Origin of the sequence: Clostridium sp. JN-1, from assembly GCF_003718715.1 — a bacterium.
In the GTDB taxonomy this organism is placed as follows: domain Bacteria; phylum Bacillota; class Clostridia; order Clostridiales; family Clostridiaceae; genus Clostridium_AV.
This window is the reverse complement of record NZ_CP033465.1, coordinates 1,260,881-1,280,397: the sequence shown is the minus strand read 5'-3', so window position 1 is coordinate 1,280,397 and position 19,517 is coordinate 1,260,881. Positions and strand designations below refer to the sequence as shown.

Below are 19,517 nucleotides of genomic sequence, written 5' to 3'. Positions count from 1 at the left end.
AAGTGAAGTGAAAAATAAAGTCAAGCAATTGGTCTATTGTATTAATCTTAGTAAAGTATTACAATGTGTATATACAATAAAATATTTTTAAAACAAACAAGGAGATTTAATTATGGAGTACATAAAAAACTTTGACATAAGGAATGGTAGAAACCTTACCATGCTGGTTGATTTTTACGAATTCACCATGGGTAATGGATATTTGGAAAGTGATGTAGAAAATAAGATATCCTATTTTGATATGTTTTTCAGAAGAGTTCCTGATAATGGTGGTTATTGTATAATGGCCGGCGTACAGCAAGTTATTGAATACCTATCCAATTTAAAGTTTTCCAAAAATGATATTGAATATTTAAAACATAAGGACATATTTTCAGAAAAGTTTTTAGATTACTTGAAAAATTTTGAATTTTGTTGTGATGTTTGGGCAATACCAGAGGGTAACCCTGTATTTCCAAATGAACCTTTAATTACCGTAAGGGGACCAGCTATCCAAGCTCAACTAGTAGAAACTATGATTTTACTAACTGTAAATCATCAAACTTTAATAGCAACCAAAGCAAATAGAATTTGCAGAGCTGCTAATGGACGTCCTATAATGGAATTTGGTTCTAGAAGAGCTCACGGATATGATGGAGCTATATACGGTGCAAGAGCTGCTGTAATAGGAGGATGTACTTCAACTGCATGTACCATTTCCGAAGAAATGTTTGGTATACCAGCTACAGGTACCATGGCTCACAGCTGGATACAATTATTTCCTAGTGAATATGAAGCTTTTGAAAAATGGGCAAAAGTATACCCAGACAACTGTGTACTCTTAGTTGATACCTACAATGTTTTAAAATCAGGATTGCCAAACGCAATCAAAATATTTAAAGATGTACTCATTCCAAATGGATATAAGCCTAAGGGAATAAGAATAGATAGTGGTGATATAACTTATCTCACTAAAAAGTGCAGACAAGTATTAGATGATGCTGGTTTGCCAGAAGTAAAAATAGTAATATCAAATTCACTTGATGAATTTATTATAAGAGATGTGCTAAGTCAAGGTGCCCAAATAGATTCATTTGGTGTTGGCGAAAGACTTATAACAGCAAAATCAGAACCTGTATTTGGAGGAGTCTATAAATTAGCTGCTGTTGAAGATGACAATAATAATATAATTCCTAAAATAAAAATAAGCGAAAATGAAGAAAAAATAACAAACCCGGGTTTTAAAAAAATCTATAGAATATTTGATAAAAAAGAAAATAAAGCTATTGCTGATTTAATTACTTTAAGCGATGAAAAAATAGATGAAAGTAAACCACTTGAGTTATTTGATCCTGTTTTTACATGGAAGAGAAAAAGAATCAAGGATTTTTATGCTAAAGAATTGATGGTACAAATATTTGACAAAGGTAAATTGATTTATGAAAGTCCTGATGTAATGGACATTAGGGCATTTGTAAAGCAAGAAACTGAAAAAATGTGGCCAGAAGTATTAAGATTTGAAAATCCTCATCACTATTATATAGATTTATCTCCTGAACTTTGGAACTTAAAGCAGGAATTACTTCATAAGTATTCAAGCAGTTATGAATAATAATACATAAAAATAATGTACCTAGATTTGTGTAAATCAACCTAGGTACATTATTTTTATGTATAACTTGTAATGTCGTAATTATCATGTGTTAATTAGTGGATACAATTTCATCTATAAAATTCTTTAAAATTAATGCAGTAAACCCCCATATTACATAATCCTCATATACATAAAAATATTCAGGAACTTTACCCCGCCTAAATTTATAATTTTCTCCATTATTTATGAGTTCATATGGAAAATCATCTTTTAAATGTGGTACAAGTGTTAATTTATGAAGCATGGGTTTATTTTTAATTAAAAATTCAACTGGAACAGTGAATATATGATCTACTTCATCTTTGCTGTAGTTAAATATTTTATTTTTTAATCTAGCTACAAATGGATACATTATAAAACCATATGGAGTCACTATATAATCCATATCTCCTATAAACTCAATGTCATTATAATTTAAATTAAGTTCTTCTACAGCTTCCCTAATTGAAGCTTCCTTAGGAGTCTCACCCTTTTCAACCATTCCTCCCGGCAGGCATATATCACCAGGTTGGGTTTTTAATTTAAGTGATCTAACTTCAAGCAAAATATTAGCTTTACCTTCTTTTTCAAGCAGTAATATAATAACTGCATATTTTTTATATTCACCTGCAATATGACCTTTTCTATCCTTAAATATACTCTGTATTTTATCTATCATATAAACCCTCCAAACATACAACATATTCCCAAAAGTATATAATTATTATTACATATTTTTTTCTATTATTCAAAATAGATTGTATTCAAATTTAATGCAACAAACTTACAGAATTAAATATTTGTAAATTAAAATAATAAGTGCTATACTAATCCGTGTTATTAACCTAAATATAAAAGTTTAGTATGTATAAATAAAATGAGCAAATGGAGAGATTTAATTTGAAAAAGAGTAAATTATTTTTAATCCTAACATTTATTATTACATTATCTTTAGCCTTTAATGTATGTGTTTCATCTAGTGTACATGCTTCATCAAACTCTACAGACTCGCCGCAAGTTTCAATATATGGTAAATCAGCTCTAACAATCGACATGCAAACAGGCGAAATAATATATGCAAAAGATATAGACAAGCGTCTTTACCCTGCTAGTACAACAAAATTACTTACTGCTATTCTCTTAACAGAAAATAAAAATAAAAATGATGTACTAAAATATACTGAAGGTGCTAAAAAGCAGCCTGAATCCTCATTAAATGTAAATATACATCCCATAGATGCAGGAGAAACTATATCTGCTGAGGATGTAATGGACGGTATGCTTTTATTTTCTGGAAATGATATGGCTTATATGATTGCAGACAACATTGAAAAAGGTGAGCCGGATTTCATAAATAAGATGAATGAAAAAGCCAAAAGTCTTAATTTAAAAAATACTCATTTTGTAACACCTAACGGACTTCACAACCCAGACCATTATACAACAACTTATGAATTAAGTGTTATAGCTAATGAGGCTTTTCAAAATCCATGGATAAGAGAAACTATAGGTAAACAAGAGAGTACTTTTAAATCTTCAAAAGGTACAACCTTCACTGTAAAAAATACAAATAAACTTCTCGGTAAAAATGGATGTATTGGTGGAAAAACAGGTTATACTTCACAGGCTGGTAGATGTCTTGTTGCTTTTTATGATAGAGGCGGAAGAAAGATGCTTGGAATAGTTATGAATTCTGTATATGATCCAAATGATACTTTCGTATTTAACGACATGGAAAAAATAATAGACTTAAGTTACAGTGTAAAACCTGCTGTACTCTATGGTAAAAATTCTACTATAGAAACTAAAACTGCAGACTACAAACCACTTGGTATAATACCATTTCACAGCAAGATATCTGTACCTTTATATGTAAAAGATGATATTACATATTATGATAATGAAATAAATAAGGATGAATTAAGTACAAGTTTCAATTTATCAAATATAAACTTTTCAAGTTTAACAGGGAAAACTCCTATTGGAACTATTACGATAAAGCAAAGAAATTCAACTAAAAGTTACAAATTATATTCATCAATAAATAAAAGTGATTTAATTAAAAAATACATTCCTGAGTATATTGCATTTGCTGCAGTTTTGATATTACTTATATGTATATTAGTAAAGTTCTTTGTATCATTTAAACGCAAAAGCAAACTTTAAAAATTTATATTTTATACAATACCTGCCTTGTAAAAAGGTGGGTATTTATTTATACTTAACTTTAATGATTATTTTACAAATATACAAAGGAGTGATTTTATGAGTTTAGAAAGTGTAAAACAGTATTTCAAAGATAACAATTTATCATTTGAAATAATAGAAATGGGTCAAAGCACTGCTACCGTGGAACTTGCTGCTAATGCTCTTGGAGTTGAGCCTGCTTTAATAGCAAAAACAATGGCATTTAAATTAAAAGATAAAAATATACTTATATTATCAGAAGGCGATGCAAGAGTTGATAATAGGAAGTTTAAAGATTATTTTCACACAAAAGCAAAAATGCTAAGTCCTGATGAAGTAATTGAATTTACTGGGCATCCAGTAGGAGGGGTTTGTCCATTCGGATTAAAAACTCAAATGAATATTTATCTCGATGAATCACTAAAAAAATTTGAGTACGTCTATCCTGCTGCTGGTTCACCTAACTCCACTGTAAAAATTACCCCAGAAGAATTATCAAAAGTAACTTCTGGTATATGGATTGATGTATGTAAAAAATGATAATTTTCAATTATAGGGAAACATAATTAAATGTTTCCCCAAAAATAAATTCTAACTTATCTGCAGAACCTTCCACTGCCGCAAAAACAAAACAATAAAATCAATATCCATATGCTGCTGCCTCCGCATCCGCAAAGATCAAGCAAACTACTATCACAGCAGCACCTGCGCTGACGACGACAACAACATTTTCTATGATGGCTCATCTTTTATTCCTCCTTATTATCACAAGTTTTATTCATTTTACATCCTTTTTTTATGTGATTCAGTTTACATTCATTGGTTTATTAAAATTGCTTATTTATCTATTGCTTTGTTAATATTGTATTCACAACATGAATAAAGTGTGTCTCTAAAAATAGAAGCACACTTTAAAATTTAAAGTTCAATTTTTACATTAAAACCCCTTTTGTCAATTTCTATAATCCTAGTATTATAATTTTGAATATGTGTAGAAAATTCATGTATTATCTCAGGATTATTTCCAAAATGCATTGGTATAAAGAACTTTGGTTTTACATTGTTTATAAAATATTCTCCACCTAAATAATAGTATTCTTCCTGTCTAGGATCAACTGGGAAAAATGCTATATCTATTTTTTTTGATTTCAATCTGTCAATTTCTCTTTTAAACCACTTTTCTGCATTCAAATTGTCTTCTTTACTATCTTCTTTCCAGTGCCACCAATTTAAATCTCCTGCATGAAACATAGTTATATCATTTTGTTTTATAAAAAATGATATTCCTTCGTCTGTAGACCCATATGCTTTTATATATAAATCACCGCACTCTATGGTTTCTCCGCAGCTTAAAGTGGTATATTTCTTAAAATTACTCTTTGCTTTTACATCACTGCTTAAAATATATTTTATATTAGGATTTACTTTAATCCAATCAAATATCACAGGATTAAAATGATCACTATGATTGTGGGATACAAAAACATAAATGTCCTTTTTACTTTTAAGTAATTCATCTGAAATTACTCCACCACTCAATGATCTATTTCCTGATTCAGACTTATCATAAAAGTAATCAAATATAAATATGCTGAATTCACTTTCTACACAAAATCCACTATTATATAAGTAGTAAATACTTACAATACTCAAATTACCTTCCCCTTTTTTTCTATTTTTTTATGGCAATATCTCATTTCAATAAGCCATACCCAAGTGTTATGCAAAACCATACCATAAAAATATATAATAAAATAATACATATATTTTATGGTAAGACTTTGCTAATTAGCTGTCAATAGTCCATATATTCAAAGCATTTTTCACAATATTTACAGCATTAAAAGCAATAAAAAATCTAAAGGTCTAAACTATAATATAATATGAACTTAAAATTAAGAATAGGAGACATTAAAAATGAATGAATTAATAGTTGCTAAATTTGGAGGAAGTTCACTAGCTAATGACAAACAGTTCAAAAAAGTAAAAGAAATTATTTTACAAGATAAAAGAAGACGATACATTATAGTTTCTGCTCCAGGAAAAACTTTTGAAAATGATTATAAGGTCACAGATCTTTTATATAAATGCTATTGCTGCGTTAATAATAAAAACCTATTTGAAAATTATTTTAATATAATCGAAGAAAAGTATACATCTATATGCAGCAATTTAAAATTAGAGTTAGATATAAAAAAATTTTTATATGAAATAAAAAATGATTTTTTAAATGGTGCCTCTAAAGACTATATTTTAAGCCGTGGAGAATATTTAAATGGTTTAATTTTTTCAAAGTTCATTAACTTTACATTTATAGATCCTTCAGATATAATTTCATTTAAGGAAAATGGTGAACTCGATAACGAAACTACTAAAAAATTAATTTTAAATAAACTTTCTCATATAGAAAGAGCTGTAATACCTGGTTTTTATGGTTCTACTAAAAATGGATTGATTAAAACTTTTCCAAGAGGCGGCTCAGACATAACTGGATCCATAATATCAAGTGTTATGAATGCTGTTGTATATGAGAATTGGACTGATGTATCCGGCGTATTAATGGCAGACCCAAACATTGTAAAAGACCCGAAAAATATAAGAAACATGACATACAAAGAGATAAAAAAACTTTCTCATATGGGTGCCAACGTTCTTAACGAAGATTCAATTACTCCAGTAGAAAAAAGTAAAATTCCAATAAATATAAGAAACACCAATAATCCAGACGACATTGGTACTTTTATCTCTGATAATTTACCTGATGACGATTATATAGATACTACTGCTGGAATATCTGGAAAGAAAAACTTTTCAATCATAACATTAGAAAAATCGAATTTAATAAAAGATGGTTTGCATAACCTCTTTTCAATTATAAATATTGCTAATATTCCTATAGAACATTTATCTTTTAATTTAGACTCTGTATCATTAGTTGTACCAGATTACCAGCTGCATAAATGTGAAAGTTCTTTTATTAACAAAATAAAAACTCAGATTGATGAAAGCTCCATAACTGTAAATCACAATATATCTCTAGTTGGGATAGTTATAAGGAATATGAATAAATTTAGGCAAATTATTTATAAAATTTTTCAAAATTTATCTAATCAAAATATTAAAATAAAGATAATTATACAGCCATCTTGTGAATCCAATATTGTTTTAGGAGTAGAAGATGCTGACCTTTGTAAGGCAATTAAATTAATTTACAAATCAATTAATAATCCTGTATTAATCGAAAAATCAAATACGTATAGAAATGAATTTTGTCCTGCTTATCTTAATGTACTAAGTGAATAATAGTATTTAACTTTCGAAAAGAACGTACCTAGATTTAATTTATACAAATCTAGGTACATTCTCTTTAAATTAGCCAGTTTTATTTTATTGGTAGTATTTCTGTCCAGTATCCATCTGGATCAGCTATAAAATACAATCCCATCTTTTCATTTTCATAACAAATGCATCCCATTTCCTTATGGTGCTTATGTGCAGCATCATAATCATCTGTTCTAACTGCAAGATGTATTTCATTATCTCCTAAATTATAAGGTTCTTTTCTATCTCTAAGCCATGTAAGTTCTAGTGAATGTGATGTACTTTCATCTTTCAAATATACAAGTATAAAACTTCCATCACTAGCATGCTTCCTTCTTTCTTCTTCAAATCCAAGGGCATCTTTATAAAATTTTAGACTTTTTTCAAGATCAAAAACATTTATATTATTATGATCAAATTTAAATTTCATTTTAACACCTCATTTCAAATTAATTTTAAATTAATTTTAAATTAATTTGATAGCAATTGCAATATTTTTTTAACAGTAGATTCCATTGTAGAATCATTATAAACTTGAAAATCACAATATTTTTTATAAATTTCATATCTCATGTCAAAGAGTTCATATAATTTTGAAACGTCATCTTTTAAAAGAGGTCTCTTTTGTATGTCTGCATCACTTGCTATATTGTTTACTGGTCTATCTATAAAAATTATGATTCCGTTTTTAGATAAATTTTTAATATTATCAATTCTTTTTATTACTCCGCCGCCAGTTGATATTACTAAATTTACTTTTTCACTTAACTTATAAGCTGCCTTAGATTCCAAGTCTCTAAAATACTGCTCACCATTTTCAAAAATTTGACTGACTGTTTTATTTAAAGCTTTTTCTATATATTCATCCATATCTACAAAATCTCTATTTAACGACTTAGCAAGCATTTTGCCTATTTCAGTTTTGCCGCATCCAGGCATCCCTATAAGTATTAAGTTTTTATTCATTAATTTCACACTTATACACTCCTCAATGCTGAAAAGCCATCATACATCTTATCTATTATACCAATATCAATTTTAATATCATTCCATATTTCCTCTGAAACTACAGCTTGTGCAATTAACATATAGAGTCCATTCATGCTTTTAATTTGAAGTTCTCTTGCATACTTTAAAAATTTTGTTTCTATTGGATTATATATTAAATCAACAGCTGTATTAAATTTACTAAGTGTATCTTTGCTTATTGGAGAATCATTTACATTTGGATACATTCCACAAGGTGTACAATTTATAATTATATCTGAATTCTTTATAGTTTCAAGTTCTTCATATGATATTTTATTTACATTGTAATTACTTATAACATTTTTAGTATCTCTACTTACAAAGATCACACTGCCTATATTGTTATCTAAAAGATAATGATAAACTGCTTTTGAAACTCCACCAGTTCCAAGTATGACAGCTCTTTTATTCAACAAGTTTACATTATTCTTCTTAAGCATCAGCCCAAATCCATAATAGTCCGTGTTGTACCCAATTAGTTTATTATCTTTAAAATCTATAGTATTTATGGCACCTACTGCTTGAGCTTCACTTGATACTTCATCAAGATACTGCATTATATCAACTTTATATGGAATAGTTACATTACTTCCGCTGCATCCTAAAGCTTTAAGCCCCTTAACAGAGCAGCTTAAATTTTCCTTACTTACTTCAAACAAGTTATAATTACCTTTTACATTTATATTTTTTAATATAAACTTATGTATATCTGGAGAAAAACTATGTCCTAACTTTTCTCCAATAAGCCCATAAAAGTGCATATCCATTACATTTTCCTCCAGCCTTAAAATTCACATTTAAACTTCTTTATCCTTTTTTTGAATAATTTCCCCTTGTAACATTCTACTTACATACATAACTTGATTTAAAAAATATTCAGTTTCAACCTTTATACTCTTGTTTTTAAGCTTAGCTAAGTTTCTAGCTATAACTTCTTTTTCTCTTTTTTCATCTAAAACCTGCATTGAATGTCTTTCTTTATATTCTGCTATGCTGCATACTGTTTTCATTCTCTCTTCAAAAAGTTCAATCATCTTTTCATCTATTTTATTTATTTTTTGTCTAAGCTGTTCTAAATCGTCCATACTGCAACCTCCAAATTTTTCTTAAACACAGCCTAATTTTAAAGTAAATCCATAATTGCTATTGCTGCTGCTGATTCTATAACAGGTAATGCCCGTAATACAATACATGGGTCATGTCTTCCTTGAATTTTCAAAATTTCATTTTCATTCTTTTCTATATTTACTGTCTTTTGCATCTTAGCAATAGATGGAGTTGGCTTAATAGCTGTCCTAAATATCAAAGGCATACCATCACTTATACCACCCAATATTCCACCATTGTTATTGCTGTATGTATTTATAACTTTATCTTCATTTATATAGTATTCATCATTAGCTTCAGAACCCATCATTCTTGTTATATCAAAGCCTGCTCCAAATTCAACTCCCTTTACTGCTGGAATAGAAAATAATAAATGTGAAAGTGTACTCTCTATTGAATCGAAAAATGGGTTTCCTACACCTGCCGGTAAATTTAATGCTGATACTTCTATAATTCCGCCTGCTGAATCCCCTTCTTCTTTAACCTTTAAAATGGTATTCTTCATTTTTTGTTCAGCACCATTATTTAATACTGGGAATTCATCATAGTTAAGTTTATTTAATAATTCTTTAGTTACTAGAACAGAATTTTTTCTGCCATTATGTAAGCTAAATGAATAATCTTCTACATTTCCAATACTTTTTATATGGCTTCCTATTACTATGTTTTTATCTTCAAGAACCTTTTTACATATTGCACCAGCAAATACTATTGGTGCAGTCAGTCTTCCTGAAAAATGTCCGCCGCCTCTATAATCATTAAATCCTCTGTATTTTACATATCCAGTATAATCTGCATGTCCTGGTCTCATTAAATTTTTGGTTTTTTCATAGTCCTTGCTGTGAGTATTTTTATTGTAAATTACAGCACAAAGTGGCGTTCCTGTTGTTTTTCCATTAAAAATACCGCTCATTATTTCAAATTCATCAGCTTCTTTTCTAGAAGTTGAAAATTTATTTAAACCTGGAGCTCTTCTTTTCATTTGATTTTTTATATAATCCATATCAATCTTCAAACCTGGTTCAAGTCCATCTATAACTATTCCAATACCCACTCCATGTGATTCTCCAAAAATTGAAAGCTTTATTTTATTTCCCCATGTCCCACTCATCTAAGCTGCCCCCTAACTTTTTAAAATCCTTCCAAAAATCAGGATATGATTTTTTTATACATTCTGAGTTTTCTATTATAAGAGGATTTTCACATTTAGATGATATACAAGCTAGTGCCATAGCAATTCTATGATCATCCCAGCTATCTACTCTTCCTCCTCTTAAAGTTTCTTTTCCAATTATCAAAAGTCCGTCTTTTTTCTCTTCTACAACTGCCCCTATTTTATTTAATTCAGAACTTATTGCACTTAATCTATCACATTCCTTGAATCTAAGCCTTTCAGCATTTATTATATTTGTAGTGCCTAGGCTTACTGATGCAAGTGCTGCAAGTGCAGGTACTAAATCAGGACACTGAGAAGCATCAATAGTTATTCCATGTGTTTTAGATGGCTTTACAATAATATGATCTTCATAAGTTTCTATTTTTGCACCCATATCTCTTAATATATCTATTATAACTTTATCTCCTTGAATTGAGTACTTATATACATTTTTACACATTATTTCTTCACCAAGTATACCTGCTGCTGCCCAAAATACAACTTGAGAAAAATCACCTTCTATATTGCAGGTACAGCTTTTATATTTTTGATTTCCCTTTACTATAAATTCTTTATAATCATTATTGTATACATGTATTGAAAATTTGTTTAGTGCATATAATGTTAAATCTACATACGGTTTTGACTCAAGGTTTGTAGTTATAATAATCTTTGAATCTCCATCTAAAAGAGGCAGTGAAAACAAAAGACCTGTTATAAATTGAGAACTTATGTCACCTCTTAACTTATACTCACCTGGTTTAAGCTTTCCTTTAAGTGTAAGAGGAAGTTTTCCATCTTCATTTTTATAAAAAATATTGTGATTTTTAAATATATCATAATAAGGTGTAAGGGGTCTTTCTACAAGCTTACCTTCTCCATGAAATGTAACTTTTTCTCCTGTAATTGCTGTAAGTGGTATTAAAAATCTAAGTGTAGAACCTGACTTAAAGCAATTTATATTATCTTTTATAACATTAAGATTAGATTTTCCTTTTACTTTAAGTACATCATAACCTTCTTTTTCTATACTCACTCCAAGGCTTGAAATTGCACTGCATGTTGCCTTTATATCTTCTGAAAATGCCACATTTTTTATATTTGTAGTACCATTTGAAAGTCCAGCACAAATTATGGCTCTATGTGATATACTCTTAGATGGTGGAATTTTAACTTCACCTTTGAGTTTAGATGGATTTATTAAAACGTATTTCATACAACAGCACTCCTCTTAAGCACGATTAAAAATCTAGATATTTTTTGAATTCTTCTAATTTTAATTTTACAATATAAGCTTCTCCTATTTTCTTTAACAAAATTACATTTATATAATCAAATGCTGTCTTCTTGTCTAAAGCTACAGCATCAAACAGAGCATTTTTATCAAGTTTTGGAACATCATAAGATAGGTTATACTTATTTAAAATCTCTCTCATTACTTTATATGTACCTTTACTTGTATAACCAAACTCCTCACTTTTTCTTGTTATATAAGCCATTCCAAAAGCTACACATTCTCCATGAGTATATTTATTGTAATTAAAAACTTTTTCAATAGAATGACCTATAGTATGCCCAAAATTTAAAAGCATTCTATCCCCAGTATCAAATTCATCCTTTTGTACCAAATCCTTTTTTATACTGCAGCATCTATATATTATTTTTTCGATATTTTCTAAAAGCTCATTTTTATTTTTATACTTTATTAGTTCATCTATAAATTCACTGCTCTTTATGAATCCATACTTAATGACTTCTCCCATTCCATCATTAAAGAACTTGTCACTTAATGATGTTAATACATTGGGATCTATAAAAACAGCTTCAGGATGATAAAAATTGCCTATTAAATTTTTTCCCCACGGCAGGTCTACTGCTACTTTTCCTCCAACACTGCTGTCTATTTGAGCTAGCAGTGTAGTTGGTATTTGTATATATTTTACTCCCCTTAAATATGTTGATGAAGCAAATCCAGTTATATCACCAACTACTCCTCCACCTAATGCAATTATAAGATCTGATCTCCTAATTTTAAAACTGCAGAAGTTTTTATAAATATCAATTAACGTATTCATGTTTTTACTCTTTTCACCAGGTTCTATGACTACTTTATTTACTATAAATCCTTCTTTACTAAGTGAGTTCAGTAAAACATTTGAATACAATTTATCAACATTACTATCTGTAACAACAGCTATTTTTTTACCTTTATAAATATCTTTTATATACTTACCTGCTGAATTCATAATGTTTTTTTCTATATAAATGTTATAATTTTTGCTTTTCAATTTGATTTGCAATATATTCATTATCTTCATCTCCATATTATAATTACATTAAAAAATCTCTTTTCTCTTCGCAGTAACTTTTTCAAATATATCATAAAGCATTTTTTTATCATTAACTTTTATGGCTTGTTTTATTTTTTCGAGGCTCTGCTGAAATTTTTCAATTTTATCAATGAGTTTATCTGAATTTACAGTAAACAATTCAGACCATAGAGCTGAATTTATTACTGCAATCCTTGTTACATCCTTGAAGCTTCCACCTATAAACAAATCTATATCAGATTCATTAAGACTAGAATCTATAAGCGATGCTGCTAGTATATGCGGCATTTGACTAGTAATTGATATCATATCATCATGCTTTTCTGGAGATGTATATACAACATTCTTAAATCCAATACCTTTGGCCATATCTCGAATAAATTCAAGGCTGCTTTTCTTATTTTTTGAAGTAGGTGTTATTATGTAATTTGCCCCATTAAAAATGCATTCACTTGCTGACTCTATACCGCTTTTCTCCCTGCCTGCCATTGGATGAGTTCCTATAAATTCTAATTCATGCGGCAAAAATGAACTTATCTTTTCTATAACTGGAACCTTTATTCCACATGTATCAATAATTATAGATCCTCTTTTAAAATTTTTAATATTTTTCCTTACAAATTCAACTGTACATTCAGGATAAAGAGCTATTATTGTTAGGTCTGCCTTTTTTAAAATATTACTTTCGTGAGTAAATCCCCCATCAATTATTTTTTTATTTAATGCTGTATCTATTGTATTTTTATCTTTATCTATTCCCCATATATTTTTAGGGCTTAATTTTCTAAGCGCCATGGCAAATGAACTTCCTATAAGTCCAAGTCCTACTACAACTATGTTTAGTCTAAATTTATGATCCTCCATAAATATTCCTCCTAAATTGAAATTTATATTATACTGTTAAAGGATCATATATATATCTTTCTTGTAAATAAGCTAATTTATTTAAATCTTTCATAAGTTTATCAAACTTTTCTGGCTTTATAGACTGCTGGCCATCACATTTTGCATTTTCAGGGTCATTGTGAACTTCAATTATAAGTCCGTCTGCTCCAACTGCAATGGCTGCCTTTGATAAAGGTTCAACCATCCACCAAAGTCCTGCTGCATGACTTGGATCAACAATTACTGGTAAGTGACTTAACCTTTTTATTGCTGGAATAGCACTTAGATCCAAAGTATTTCTAGTATAATTTTCAAAAGTTCTTATACCTCTTTCGCAAAGTATTACATTTTCATTTCCACCTGCCATTATATATTCAGCTGACATTAAAAGCTCTTCAATAGTAGCAGAAAGACCTCTTTTTAGTAGTATAGGCTTTCTAGTCTTACCTAGTTCTTTTAAGAGTTCAAAGTTTTGCATATTTCTTGCTCCAACTTGTATGACATCAACATCTTCTACAAACCTATCTATCATATCTATTGACATTATTTCTGTAACTATTGGAAGTCCTGTTTCTCTCTTTGCAATTTTTAAAAGATCCAAACCGCTTTCTCTAAGACCTTGAAAACTATATGGTGAAGTTCTTGGTTTGAAAGCTCCTCCCCTTAAGAATGAAGCTCCACTTTTTTTAACTTTCTTTGCAATTTCGACAATTTGATCTTCACTTTCAACAGAACATGGTCCTGCAATGACGGCAATTTTTTCTCCTCCAATAGTTTTACCACAAACATCTACTATTGTATCATTTTGGTGAAATAATCTGTTGGCAAGTTTATATGGCTGTTGTACCTTCATTACCCTATCAACATATTCATTAGCTTCTATTTTACTTTTATTAACTGATTTAGTATCTCCAATAATCCCCAGCACGTAATATTCATCACCTTTCGAAATATTAACTTTTATATTTCCTCCTTCAATTTTCCTTTTTAAAATCATTACCTCTTTTTCTGGTGTACCTGGTCTCATTATTATTACCATTTATAAAGCCTCCTACAAAATCTTAAATTTAATGTAAAAGACAACTTCTTTGCCGGCCTCTAGAAATCATCTTAAAAATCCATAAAAAAATAAGGCTCTTCTGAGCCTTATTTGCTAAAACACTTTATATAAGTTATAAGTGATTTTCATCCTCATATTCCACATGTAGAAAATTTCCCATACGAAATATAATCATATTTATTCAGCTCATTAAAAAGGGAATATAATATTTTTTTGCAGAAAAAGTAACCAGTGCTAACGTAATAATAGCCCCAGCTAAGGTAGTAATAAAGTTTTCCGCTTATTCCCTTTCCAATGATATTTTTCATAATAAATATCCTCCAAGATCTTCAATCACAAATTTTGGTTCTAACGTTTATTGTAAACTATTATATCAGATTAAAATTTTATGTCAACACAAACGTTAGATTGCATTGGTGGTAAAAATGATCAAAAATAGTGCCGCCTTAAAAAACTTTTTCTAATATTGTAAAAAAGTATTGTACCTTACCTTACGTCATGTGCTACAATAATCATTGCAGAGGTGATAAAAGCATGTCCTTAAAAAGTCAAACTCTATTTACCATAGGTCAATTTGCCAAAAAGGCAGGTGTCACTTTAAGAACACTGAGGTACTATGATAAAATAGGATTACTTAAACCATCTTCGTATAATGACATTGGACATAGATTGTACAGTAAACAAGATTTTGGAAAATTACAAAAAATTTTAACTCTTAAGTTCATAGGACTTTCACTAGATGATATTTCTCATATAATGAAATATGATATGAATCAAAAGGATTTAAAAAATTCACTGGAAATTCAAAAAGAAATTATGCAGGACAAAATAGAACATATACAAATGGTAATAAAGGCAATAAATGAAGCAGTAACTATGCTGGATGATTCAAATAACTTAGATTGGAATAAGTTTATTAAAATTATAAACATAATAAATATCGATAAAAAGTGGATGCAGCAGTATGAAAATGCTTCAAATTTAAGGGCTCGAATAAGAATTCATGAACTTTTCAGTACTAATAAAGAAGGGTGGATGAATTGGTTTTTCAACCAGCTAAACTTACCTGATAACATCTCCATATTGGAATTGGGATGCGGAGATGCTAGCTTATGGAAGAAAAATTATGACAAGATTTTAGATAACTGGGATATAACCTTAACTGATTTTTCATCTGGTATGCTCGAAGATGCAAAGAAAAATTTGGGCAGGGAAAAAAGTAGATTTAAATTTAAAATTGTAGATGCACAAAATGTAACTTTTGAAGATTGTTCTTTTGATGTGGTAATTGCCAATAACATGCTTTATCATGTAAATGATATTGAGAGAGTGTTTTATGAAATAAAGAGAGTTCTTAAAGACGATGGATGTTTTTTTGCCTCAACAACCGGAAAAAATCATATGAAAGAAATGAGAGAAATTGTTTCAAAGTTTAATTGGGACAATATAACAACACAAAGCTGGAATTTAACTAAAAACTTTCAACTAGAAAATGGTTTAAATAAGGTTTCAAAATGGTTTAAAGAGGTAAGACTAAAAAGATATAAGGATAGTTTATTTGTGACTGATGCTGTACCACTTATGGACTATATATTTTCAATGCCGGGAAATACGAAAAAATTTTTTAAGGGAAAAGACATAAGAGAGTTAAAAGATTCTCTACAAAATGAGATAAAAACTTCTGGAGGAATTTACATAACTAAGGATACAGGTTTTTTCCAGGGAAGAAAGTAACTCACATGTGAAAGGATTGATTATAAATGAATAAAAAAATACCATTTTCACCGCCAGATATAGGTGAGGACGAAATAAATGCAGTTGTAGAAGTTTTAAAATCAGGATGGATTACTACAGGTCCAAAATGTGCTGAATTTGAAAAAAAGATTGCTAAATATTGTAATAGTGATAAGTCACTAGCTGTAAATAGTAATTCTGCTGGACTAGAACTTATATTAAAGGAATTTGACATAAAGGCTGGAGATGAAGTTATAACTACTCCTTATACTTATACTGCAACAGCAAGTGCATCTATACGCAGGGGAATAAAACCAAAACTTGTAGATATAGAAAAGGATTCTTTTTTAATTGATTTAGAAAAATTGGCAGATGCTATAACACCTAAGACAAAAGCTATATATACAGTAGATGTTGCAGGTGTACCTATAGATTATGATGCCATTCACAAAATATTGAAGGATAAAAATCGTGAAGATATAATTTTTGTATCAGATTCTGCACACTCTTTTGGTGCAAAATATAAAGGCAAACGAGTTGGTTCTCAAGCTGATTTCCACGTTTTCTCATTTCATGCAGTAAAAAATTTCACTACTGCTGAAGGCGGTGCAATAACATTTAACGATAATGCTAAATTTGGTAAAAGGGACTTATATAAGGATTTCAAATTAGAATCCCTGCATGGTCAATCAAAAGATGCACTTTCAAAAATGCAAGCAGGTGCATGGAAATATGATATAGTTACAGACGGAGGTAAGTGTAATTTAACTGATATATGTGCAGCTATAGGTTTAGCACAATTTCCAAGATATGAGGGAATGTTAAAGAAACGTGAAGCTGTATTTGATTTATATACTAAATTCTTACAAGAAAAGGATTGGGCTATACTTCCATTTAAGAAAGATGATATCCGTGAAACTTCATATCATTTGTTCCTCCTTCGCATAAAAGGTTTTAGTGAAGAGCAGAGAAATGAAGTAATAAAAGCCCTTGCAGCAAAAGATATAGCTACTAATGTTCACTATACTCCTTTACCTATGTTTACACTTTACAAAAACTTAGGTTATGATATAAAGGATTATCCAAATGCATATAATCACTATGCAAATGAAATTTCCTTACCAGTTTATTCTCTTCTTGAGCTAGAAGATGCAGAATATGTAGTTAAAGAATTAATTTCTGCCGTAGAAAAAATTATAAAGTAAATTGAAAGAGAGGACAAAATATGAAAGTTAATTTTTTTACACCTACAAGAGAATACTTAGAAAAAAAAGATGAATTTAATAAAGCTATATCTGCTGTACTTGAGAGCGGAAGTTTTATATTTGGACCTCAAGTTTCAGAACTTGAAGAAGAAATAAAAAAATATACAGGTGCTAAACATGCTGTAGGCGTAGCTTCTGGAACAGATGCACTTTTACTTTCTTCTCATGCACTTGGATTTAAAGATGGAAAAGAAGTTATAACTTCTCCATTCACATTTTTAGCTTCAACTTCTTGCATAGCTAAATTAAATGCAAAGCCAGTTTTCGTTGATATAGACGAAGATACTTTTAATCTAGATGTAAATAAAATAGAAGAAAAAATAAATTCAAATACTGCAGGTATATTGCCAATACATCTTTTCGCACAGATGGCAGATATGGATAAAATAATGGATATAGCGTCTAAGCATAATTTAACCGTTTTAGAAGATGCTGCAGAAGCTTTTGGAATGCAGTGGAAAGGTTCCAGTAATGAATATAAACATTCTGGTACTATAGGAGATATTGGCATTTATTCGTTCTTCCCAACAAAAACCTTAGGCGGTTATGGTGATGGAGGAATGATAGTAACTAATGATGATAAGCTAGCTGAAACTGTTAAAATGCTTAGAGTACATGGTGCTTCTAAAAAATATCACTATGATTATATAGGATATAATTCAAGACTTGATTCCATACAGGCTGCCGTACTTTTAGTTAAATTAAAATATATAGATAATGCAATTAAGCAAAGACAAAAGGCAGCTGATTGGTATAAAGAAAGGCTTTCTGATTGTGAATATATAACACTTCCTAAAATTAAAGGAAATCAAAAACCTGTATACTATGCATTTAATACTTTGGTAGAAAAAAGAGATGAACTTGCTGCATACTTAAAGGAAAATGAAATTGGAACCAGCATTTACTATCCAATACCTCTTCATCTTCAAAAGTGCTTTAATTATTTAGGATATAAAAAAGGTGACTTCCCTATAGCTGAAAAACTTTCAACTAAAGTGTTAGCTCTTCCTATATATCCTGAAATAACTGAAAATGAAGTTGATTTTGTATGCAAAACCATTAAAAAATTCTATTCTAAATAAAATTAAGGAAGTCCTTTACGAGGGCTTCCTTTCTTATTCCGCACCTGTCATTATATTTTCTATGCAAGCTGTGTGTAATTTTTTCTCTTTCATAGCTTCTATGGTTTTTTCATGATTATATTCAAATTCTATAAATTCAACTCGCAAACCTTTTTTACTTGTATCAAGTATAATATAAGTTCCATTAGGTCTGCCTATTTTAGGTTTTCCAATACTTCCATCATTTATCAAGAGTTTATCTCCAAATGATTTTTTATATGGTATATGTGTATGTCCACAAACCAGTATATCACCATTAAATTCTTCCATGACTTCATCTAGCTTATCATAATCTTCATTTAAATATTCATTTATATTTCTATAACTTCCATGTACAAAATGAATTTCAATACCATTACATTTTAAGATTAAACTCTGTGGAAGTGACTTTAAATATTCTACGTTTTCACTGCTCAATTGACTTGCTGCCCACGGCATACAAAGTTTATTAATATCATTATTCTTTATATATTTAAAGCTTTTTTCAACTACAGAAGCATCATAATTTCCAAGTACAACCATTATCCTCTTTTCTCTTATAAAATCTATCACTTCATTAGGGTAAGGTCCGTATCCTGTTAAATCTCCAAGGCATATTATGCTGTCTGCTTCTCTTTCTAGTATATCTAAATATGCAGTTTTCATTGCTTCCAAGTTACCATGAATATCTGATATGACTGCTATTCTCATATTTTTCCTCCAAATTAACA

At 29.5% G+C, this 19,517-nt stretch carries 21 protein-coding genes; 7 read left to right on the top strand and 14 right to left on the bottom strand.

Features of this window, described 5'->3' with window-relative positions; translation table 11 throughout:
* Positions 1 to 112: 112 nt before the first annotated feature.
* Positions 113 to 1,591 (top strand): nicotinate phosphoribosyltransferase, encoded by a 1,479-nt coding sequence (locus EBB51_RS06305; protein ID WP_123053686.1) that lies wholly within the window; start codon positions 113 to 115, stop codon positions 1,589 to 1,591.
* Positions 1,592 to 1,682: 91 nt separating this feature from the next.
* Here EBB51_RS06305 and EBB51_RS06300 read toward each other — a convergent pair whose 3' ends face one another.
* A complete protein-coding gene (locus EBB51_RS06300) occupies positions 1,683 to 2,291 on the bottom strand; it encodes a CoA pyrophosphatase (protein ID WP_123053685.1) in 609 nt (202 codons plus the stop codon).
* 221 nt (positions 2,292 to 2,512) lie between these two features.
* Here EBB51_RS06300 and EBB51_RS06295 point away from each other — a divergent pair, with 221 nt between their 5' ends.
* Together EBB51_RS06295 and EBB51_RS06290 are read left to right on the top strand one after the other, a co-directional pair.
* Complete coding sequence (locus tag EBB51_RS06295) at positions 2,513 to 3,778, top strand: D-alanyl-D-alanine carboxypeptidase family protein (RefSeq protein WP_123053684.1); 1,266 nt, start codon at positions 2,513 to 2,515, stop codon at positions 3,776 to 3,778.
* Between the two features lie 99 nt (positions 3,779 to 3,877).
* Entirely contained in the window at positions 3,878 to 4,339 is a 462-nt protein-coding gene (locus tag EBB51_RS06290; RefSeq protein ID WP_123053683.1) for a YbaK/EbsC family protein, read from the top strand.
* A 56-nt stretch (positions 4,340 to 4,395) separates the two neighbouring features.
* Here EBB51_RS06290 and EBB51_RS13655 read toward each other — a convergent pair whose 3' ends face one another.
* Positions 4,396 to 4,545: a hypothetical protein gene (locus EBB51_RS13655; protein WP_190285340.1), complete on the bottom strand. Its 150-nt coding sequence runs from the start codon at positions 4,543 to 4,545 to the stop codon at positions 4,396 to 4,398.
* A gap of 172 nt (positions 4,546 to 4,717) precedes the next feature.
* Positions 4,718 to 5,452, bottom strand: a complete 735-nt coding sequence (locus tag EBB51_RS06285) for an MBL fold metallo-hydrolase (protein ID WP_123053682.1) — start codon at positions 5,450 to 5,452, stop codon at positions 4,718 to 4,720.
* Between the two features lie 264 nt (positions 5,453 to 5,716).
* On the opposite strand from EBB51_RS06285, the gene EBB51_RS06280 reads away from it, so the two are divergent.
* Complete coding sequence (locus EBB51_RS06280; protein ID WP_123053681.1) at positions 5,717 to 7,102, top strand: aspartate kinase; 1,386 nt, start codon at positions 5,717 to 5,719, stop codon at positions 7,100 to 7,102.
* Positions 7,103 to 7,181: 79 nt separating this feature from the next.
* On the opposite strand, the gene EBB51_RS06275 is transcribed toward EBB51_RS06280, so the two are convergent.
* The 10 genes from EBB51_RS06275 to EBB51_RS13650 all read right to left on the bottom strand — a co-directional run bounded on the left by EBB51_RS06275 (position 7,182) and on the right by EBB51_RS13650 (position 14,995).
* Positions 7,182 to 7,550, bottom strand: coding sequence for a VOC family protein (locus EBB51_RS06275; protein ID WP_123053680.1), 369 nt, complete (start codon positions 7,548 to 7,550; stop codon positions 7,182 to 7,184).
* Between the two features lie 41 nt (positions 7,551 to 7,591).
* On the bottom strand, positions 7,592 to 8,086 hold the full coding sequence (locus tag EBB51_RS06270) for a shikimate kinase (protein ID WP_123054997.1): 495 nt from the start codon (positions 8,084 to 8,086) through the stop codon (positions 7,592 to 7,594).
* Between the two features lie 11 nt (positions 8,087 to 8,097).
* Positions 8,098 to 8,916, bottom strand: a complete 819-nt coding sequence (aroE, locus tag EBB51_RS06265) for a shikimate dehydrogenase (protein ID WP_243103921.1) — start codon at positions 8,914 to 8,916, stop codon at positions 8,098 to 8,100.
* Positions 8,917 to 8,946: 30 nt separating this feature from the next.
* Positions 8,947 to 9,234: a chorismate mutase gene (locus EBB51_RS06260; RefSeq protein WP_123053679.1), complete on the bottom strand. Its 288-nt coding sequence runs from the start codon at positions 9,232 to 9,234 to the stop codon at positions 8,947 to 8,949.
* Between the two features lie 38 nt (positions 9,235 to 9,272).
* Positions 9,273 to 10,367, bottom strand: coding sequence for a chorismate synthase (aroC, locus tag EBB51_RS06255; RefSeq protein ID WP_123053678.1), 1,095 nt, complete (start codon positions 10,365 to 10,367; stop codon positions 9,273 to 9,275).
* The gene (gene aroA, locus EBB51_RS06250; protein WP_123053677.1) at positions 10,345 to 11,628 is read right to left on the bottom strand and encodes a 3-phosphoshikimate 1-carboxyvinyltransferase; all 1,284 of its coding nucleotides are present in this window, start codon (positions 11,626 to 11,628) and stop codon (positions 10,345 to 10,347) included. The genes aroC and aroA overlap by 23 nt, the downstream gene beginning before the upstream one ends.
* Positions 11,629 to 11,653: 25 nt before the next feature.
* The gene (gene aroB / locus EBB51_RS06245) at positions 11,654 to 12,721 is read right to left on the bottom strand and encodes a 3-dehydroquinate synthase (RefSeq protein ID WP_123053676.1); all 1,068 of its coding nucleotides are present in this window, start codon (positions 12,719 to 12,721) and stop codon (positions 11,654 to 11,656) included.
* Between the two features lie 27 nt (positions 12,722 to 12,748).
* Positions 12,749 to 13,606, bottom strand: a complete 858-nt coding sequence (locus EBB51_RS06240) for a prephenate dehydrogenase (protein ID WP_123053675.1) — start codon at positions 13,604 to 13,606, stop codon at positions 12,749 to 12,751.
* A 28-nt stretch (positions 13,607 to 13,634) separates the two neighbouring features.
* Positions 13,635 to 14,666, bottom strand: coding sequence for a 3-deoxy-7-phosphoheptulonate synthase (gene aroF, locus EBB51_RS06235; protein WP_123053674.1), 1,032 nt, complete (start codon positions 14,664 to 14,666; stop codon positions 13,635 to 13,637).
* 152 nt (positions 14,667 to 14,818) lie between these two features.
* Positions 14,819 to 14,995, bottom strand: coding sequence for a hypothetical protein (locus EBB51_RS13650; RefSeq protein WP_190285339.1), 177 nt, complete (start codon positions 14,993 to 14,995; stop codon positions 14,819 to 14,821).
* A 226-nt stretch (positions 14,996 to 15,221) separates the two neighbouring features.
* Between EBB51_RS13650 and EBB51_RS06230 the strand changes: the two genes are divergently transcribed.
* The 3 genes from EBB51_RS06230 to EBB51_RS06220 are packed head-to-tail and all read left to right on the top strand — an operon-like array spanning position 15,222 to position 18,768.
* Positions 15,222 to 16,421 carry a MerR family transcriptional regulator gene (locus EBB51_RS06230; RefSeq protein ID WP_123053673.1) on the top strand — a complete coding sequence of 400 codons (1,200 nt, stop codon included), beginning with the start codon at positions 15,222 to 15,224 and terminating at the stop codon, positions 16,419 to 16,421.
* A 26-nt stretch (positions 16,422 to 16,447) separates the two neighbouring features.
* Complete coding sequence (locus tag EBB51_RS06225) at positions 16,448 to 17,626, top strand: DegT/DnrJ/EryC1/StrS aminotransferase family protein (protein WP_123053672.1); 1,179 nt, start codon at positions 16,448 to 16,450, stop codon at positions 17,624 to 17,626.
* A gap of 20 nt (positions 17,627 to 17,646) precedes the next feature.
* Positions 17,647 to 18,768: a DegT/DnrJ/EryC1/StrS family aminotransferase gene (locus tag EBB51_RS06220; protein WP_123053671.1), complete on the top strand. Its 1,122-nt coding sequence runs from the start codon at positions 17,647 to 17,649 to the stop codon at positions 18,766 to 18,768.
* 33 nt (positions 18,769 to 18,801) lie between these two features.
* Here EBB51_RS06220 and EBB51_RS06215 read toward each other — a convergent pair whose 3' ends face one another.
* Complete coding sequence (locus tag EBB51_RS06215; protein WP_123053670.1) at positions 18,802 to 19,497, bottom strand: metallophosphoesterase family protein; 696 nt, start codon at positions 19,495 to 19,497, stop codon at positions 18,802 to 18,804.
* Positions 19,498 to 19,517: the final 20 nt, after the last annotated feature.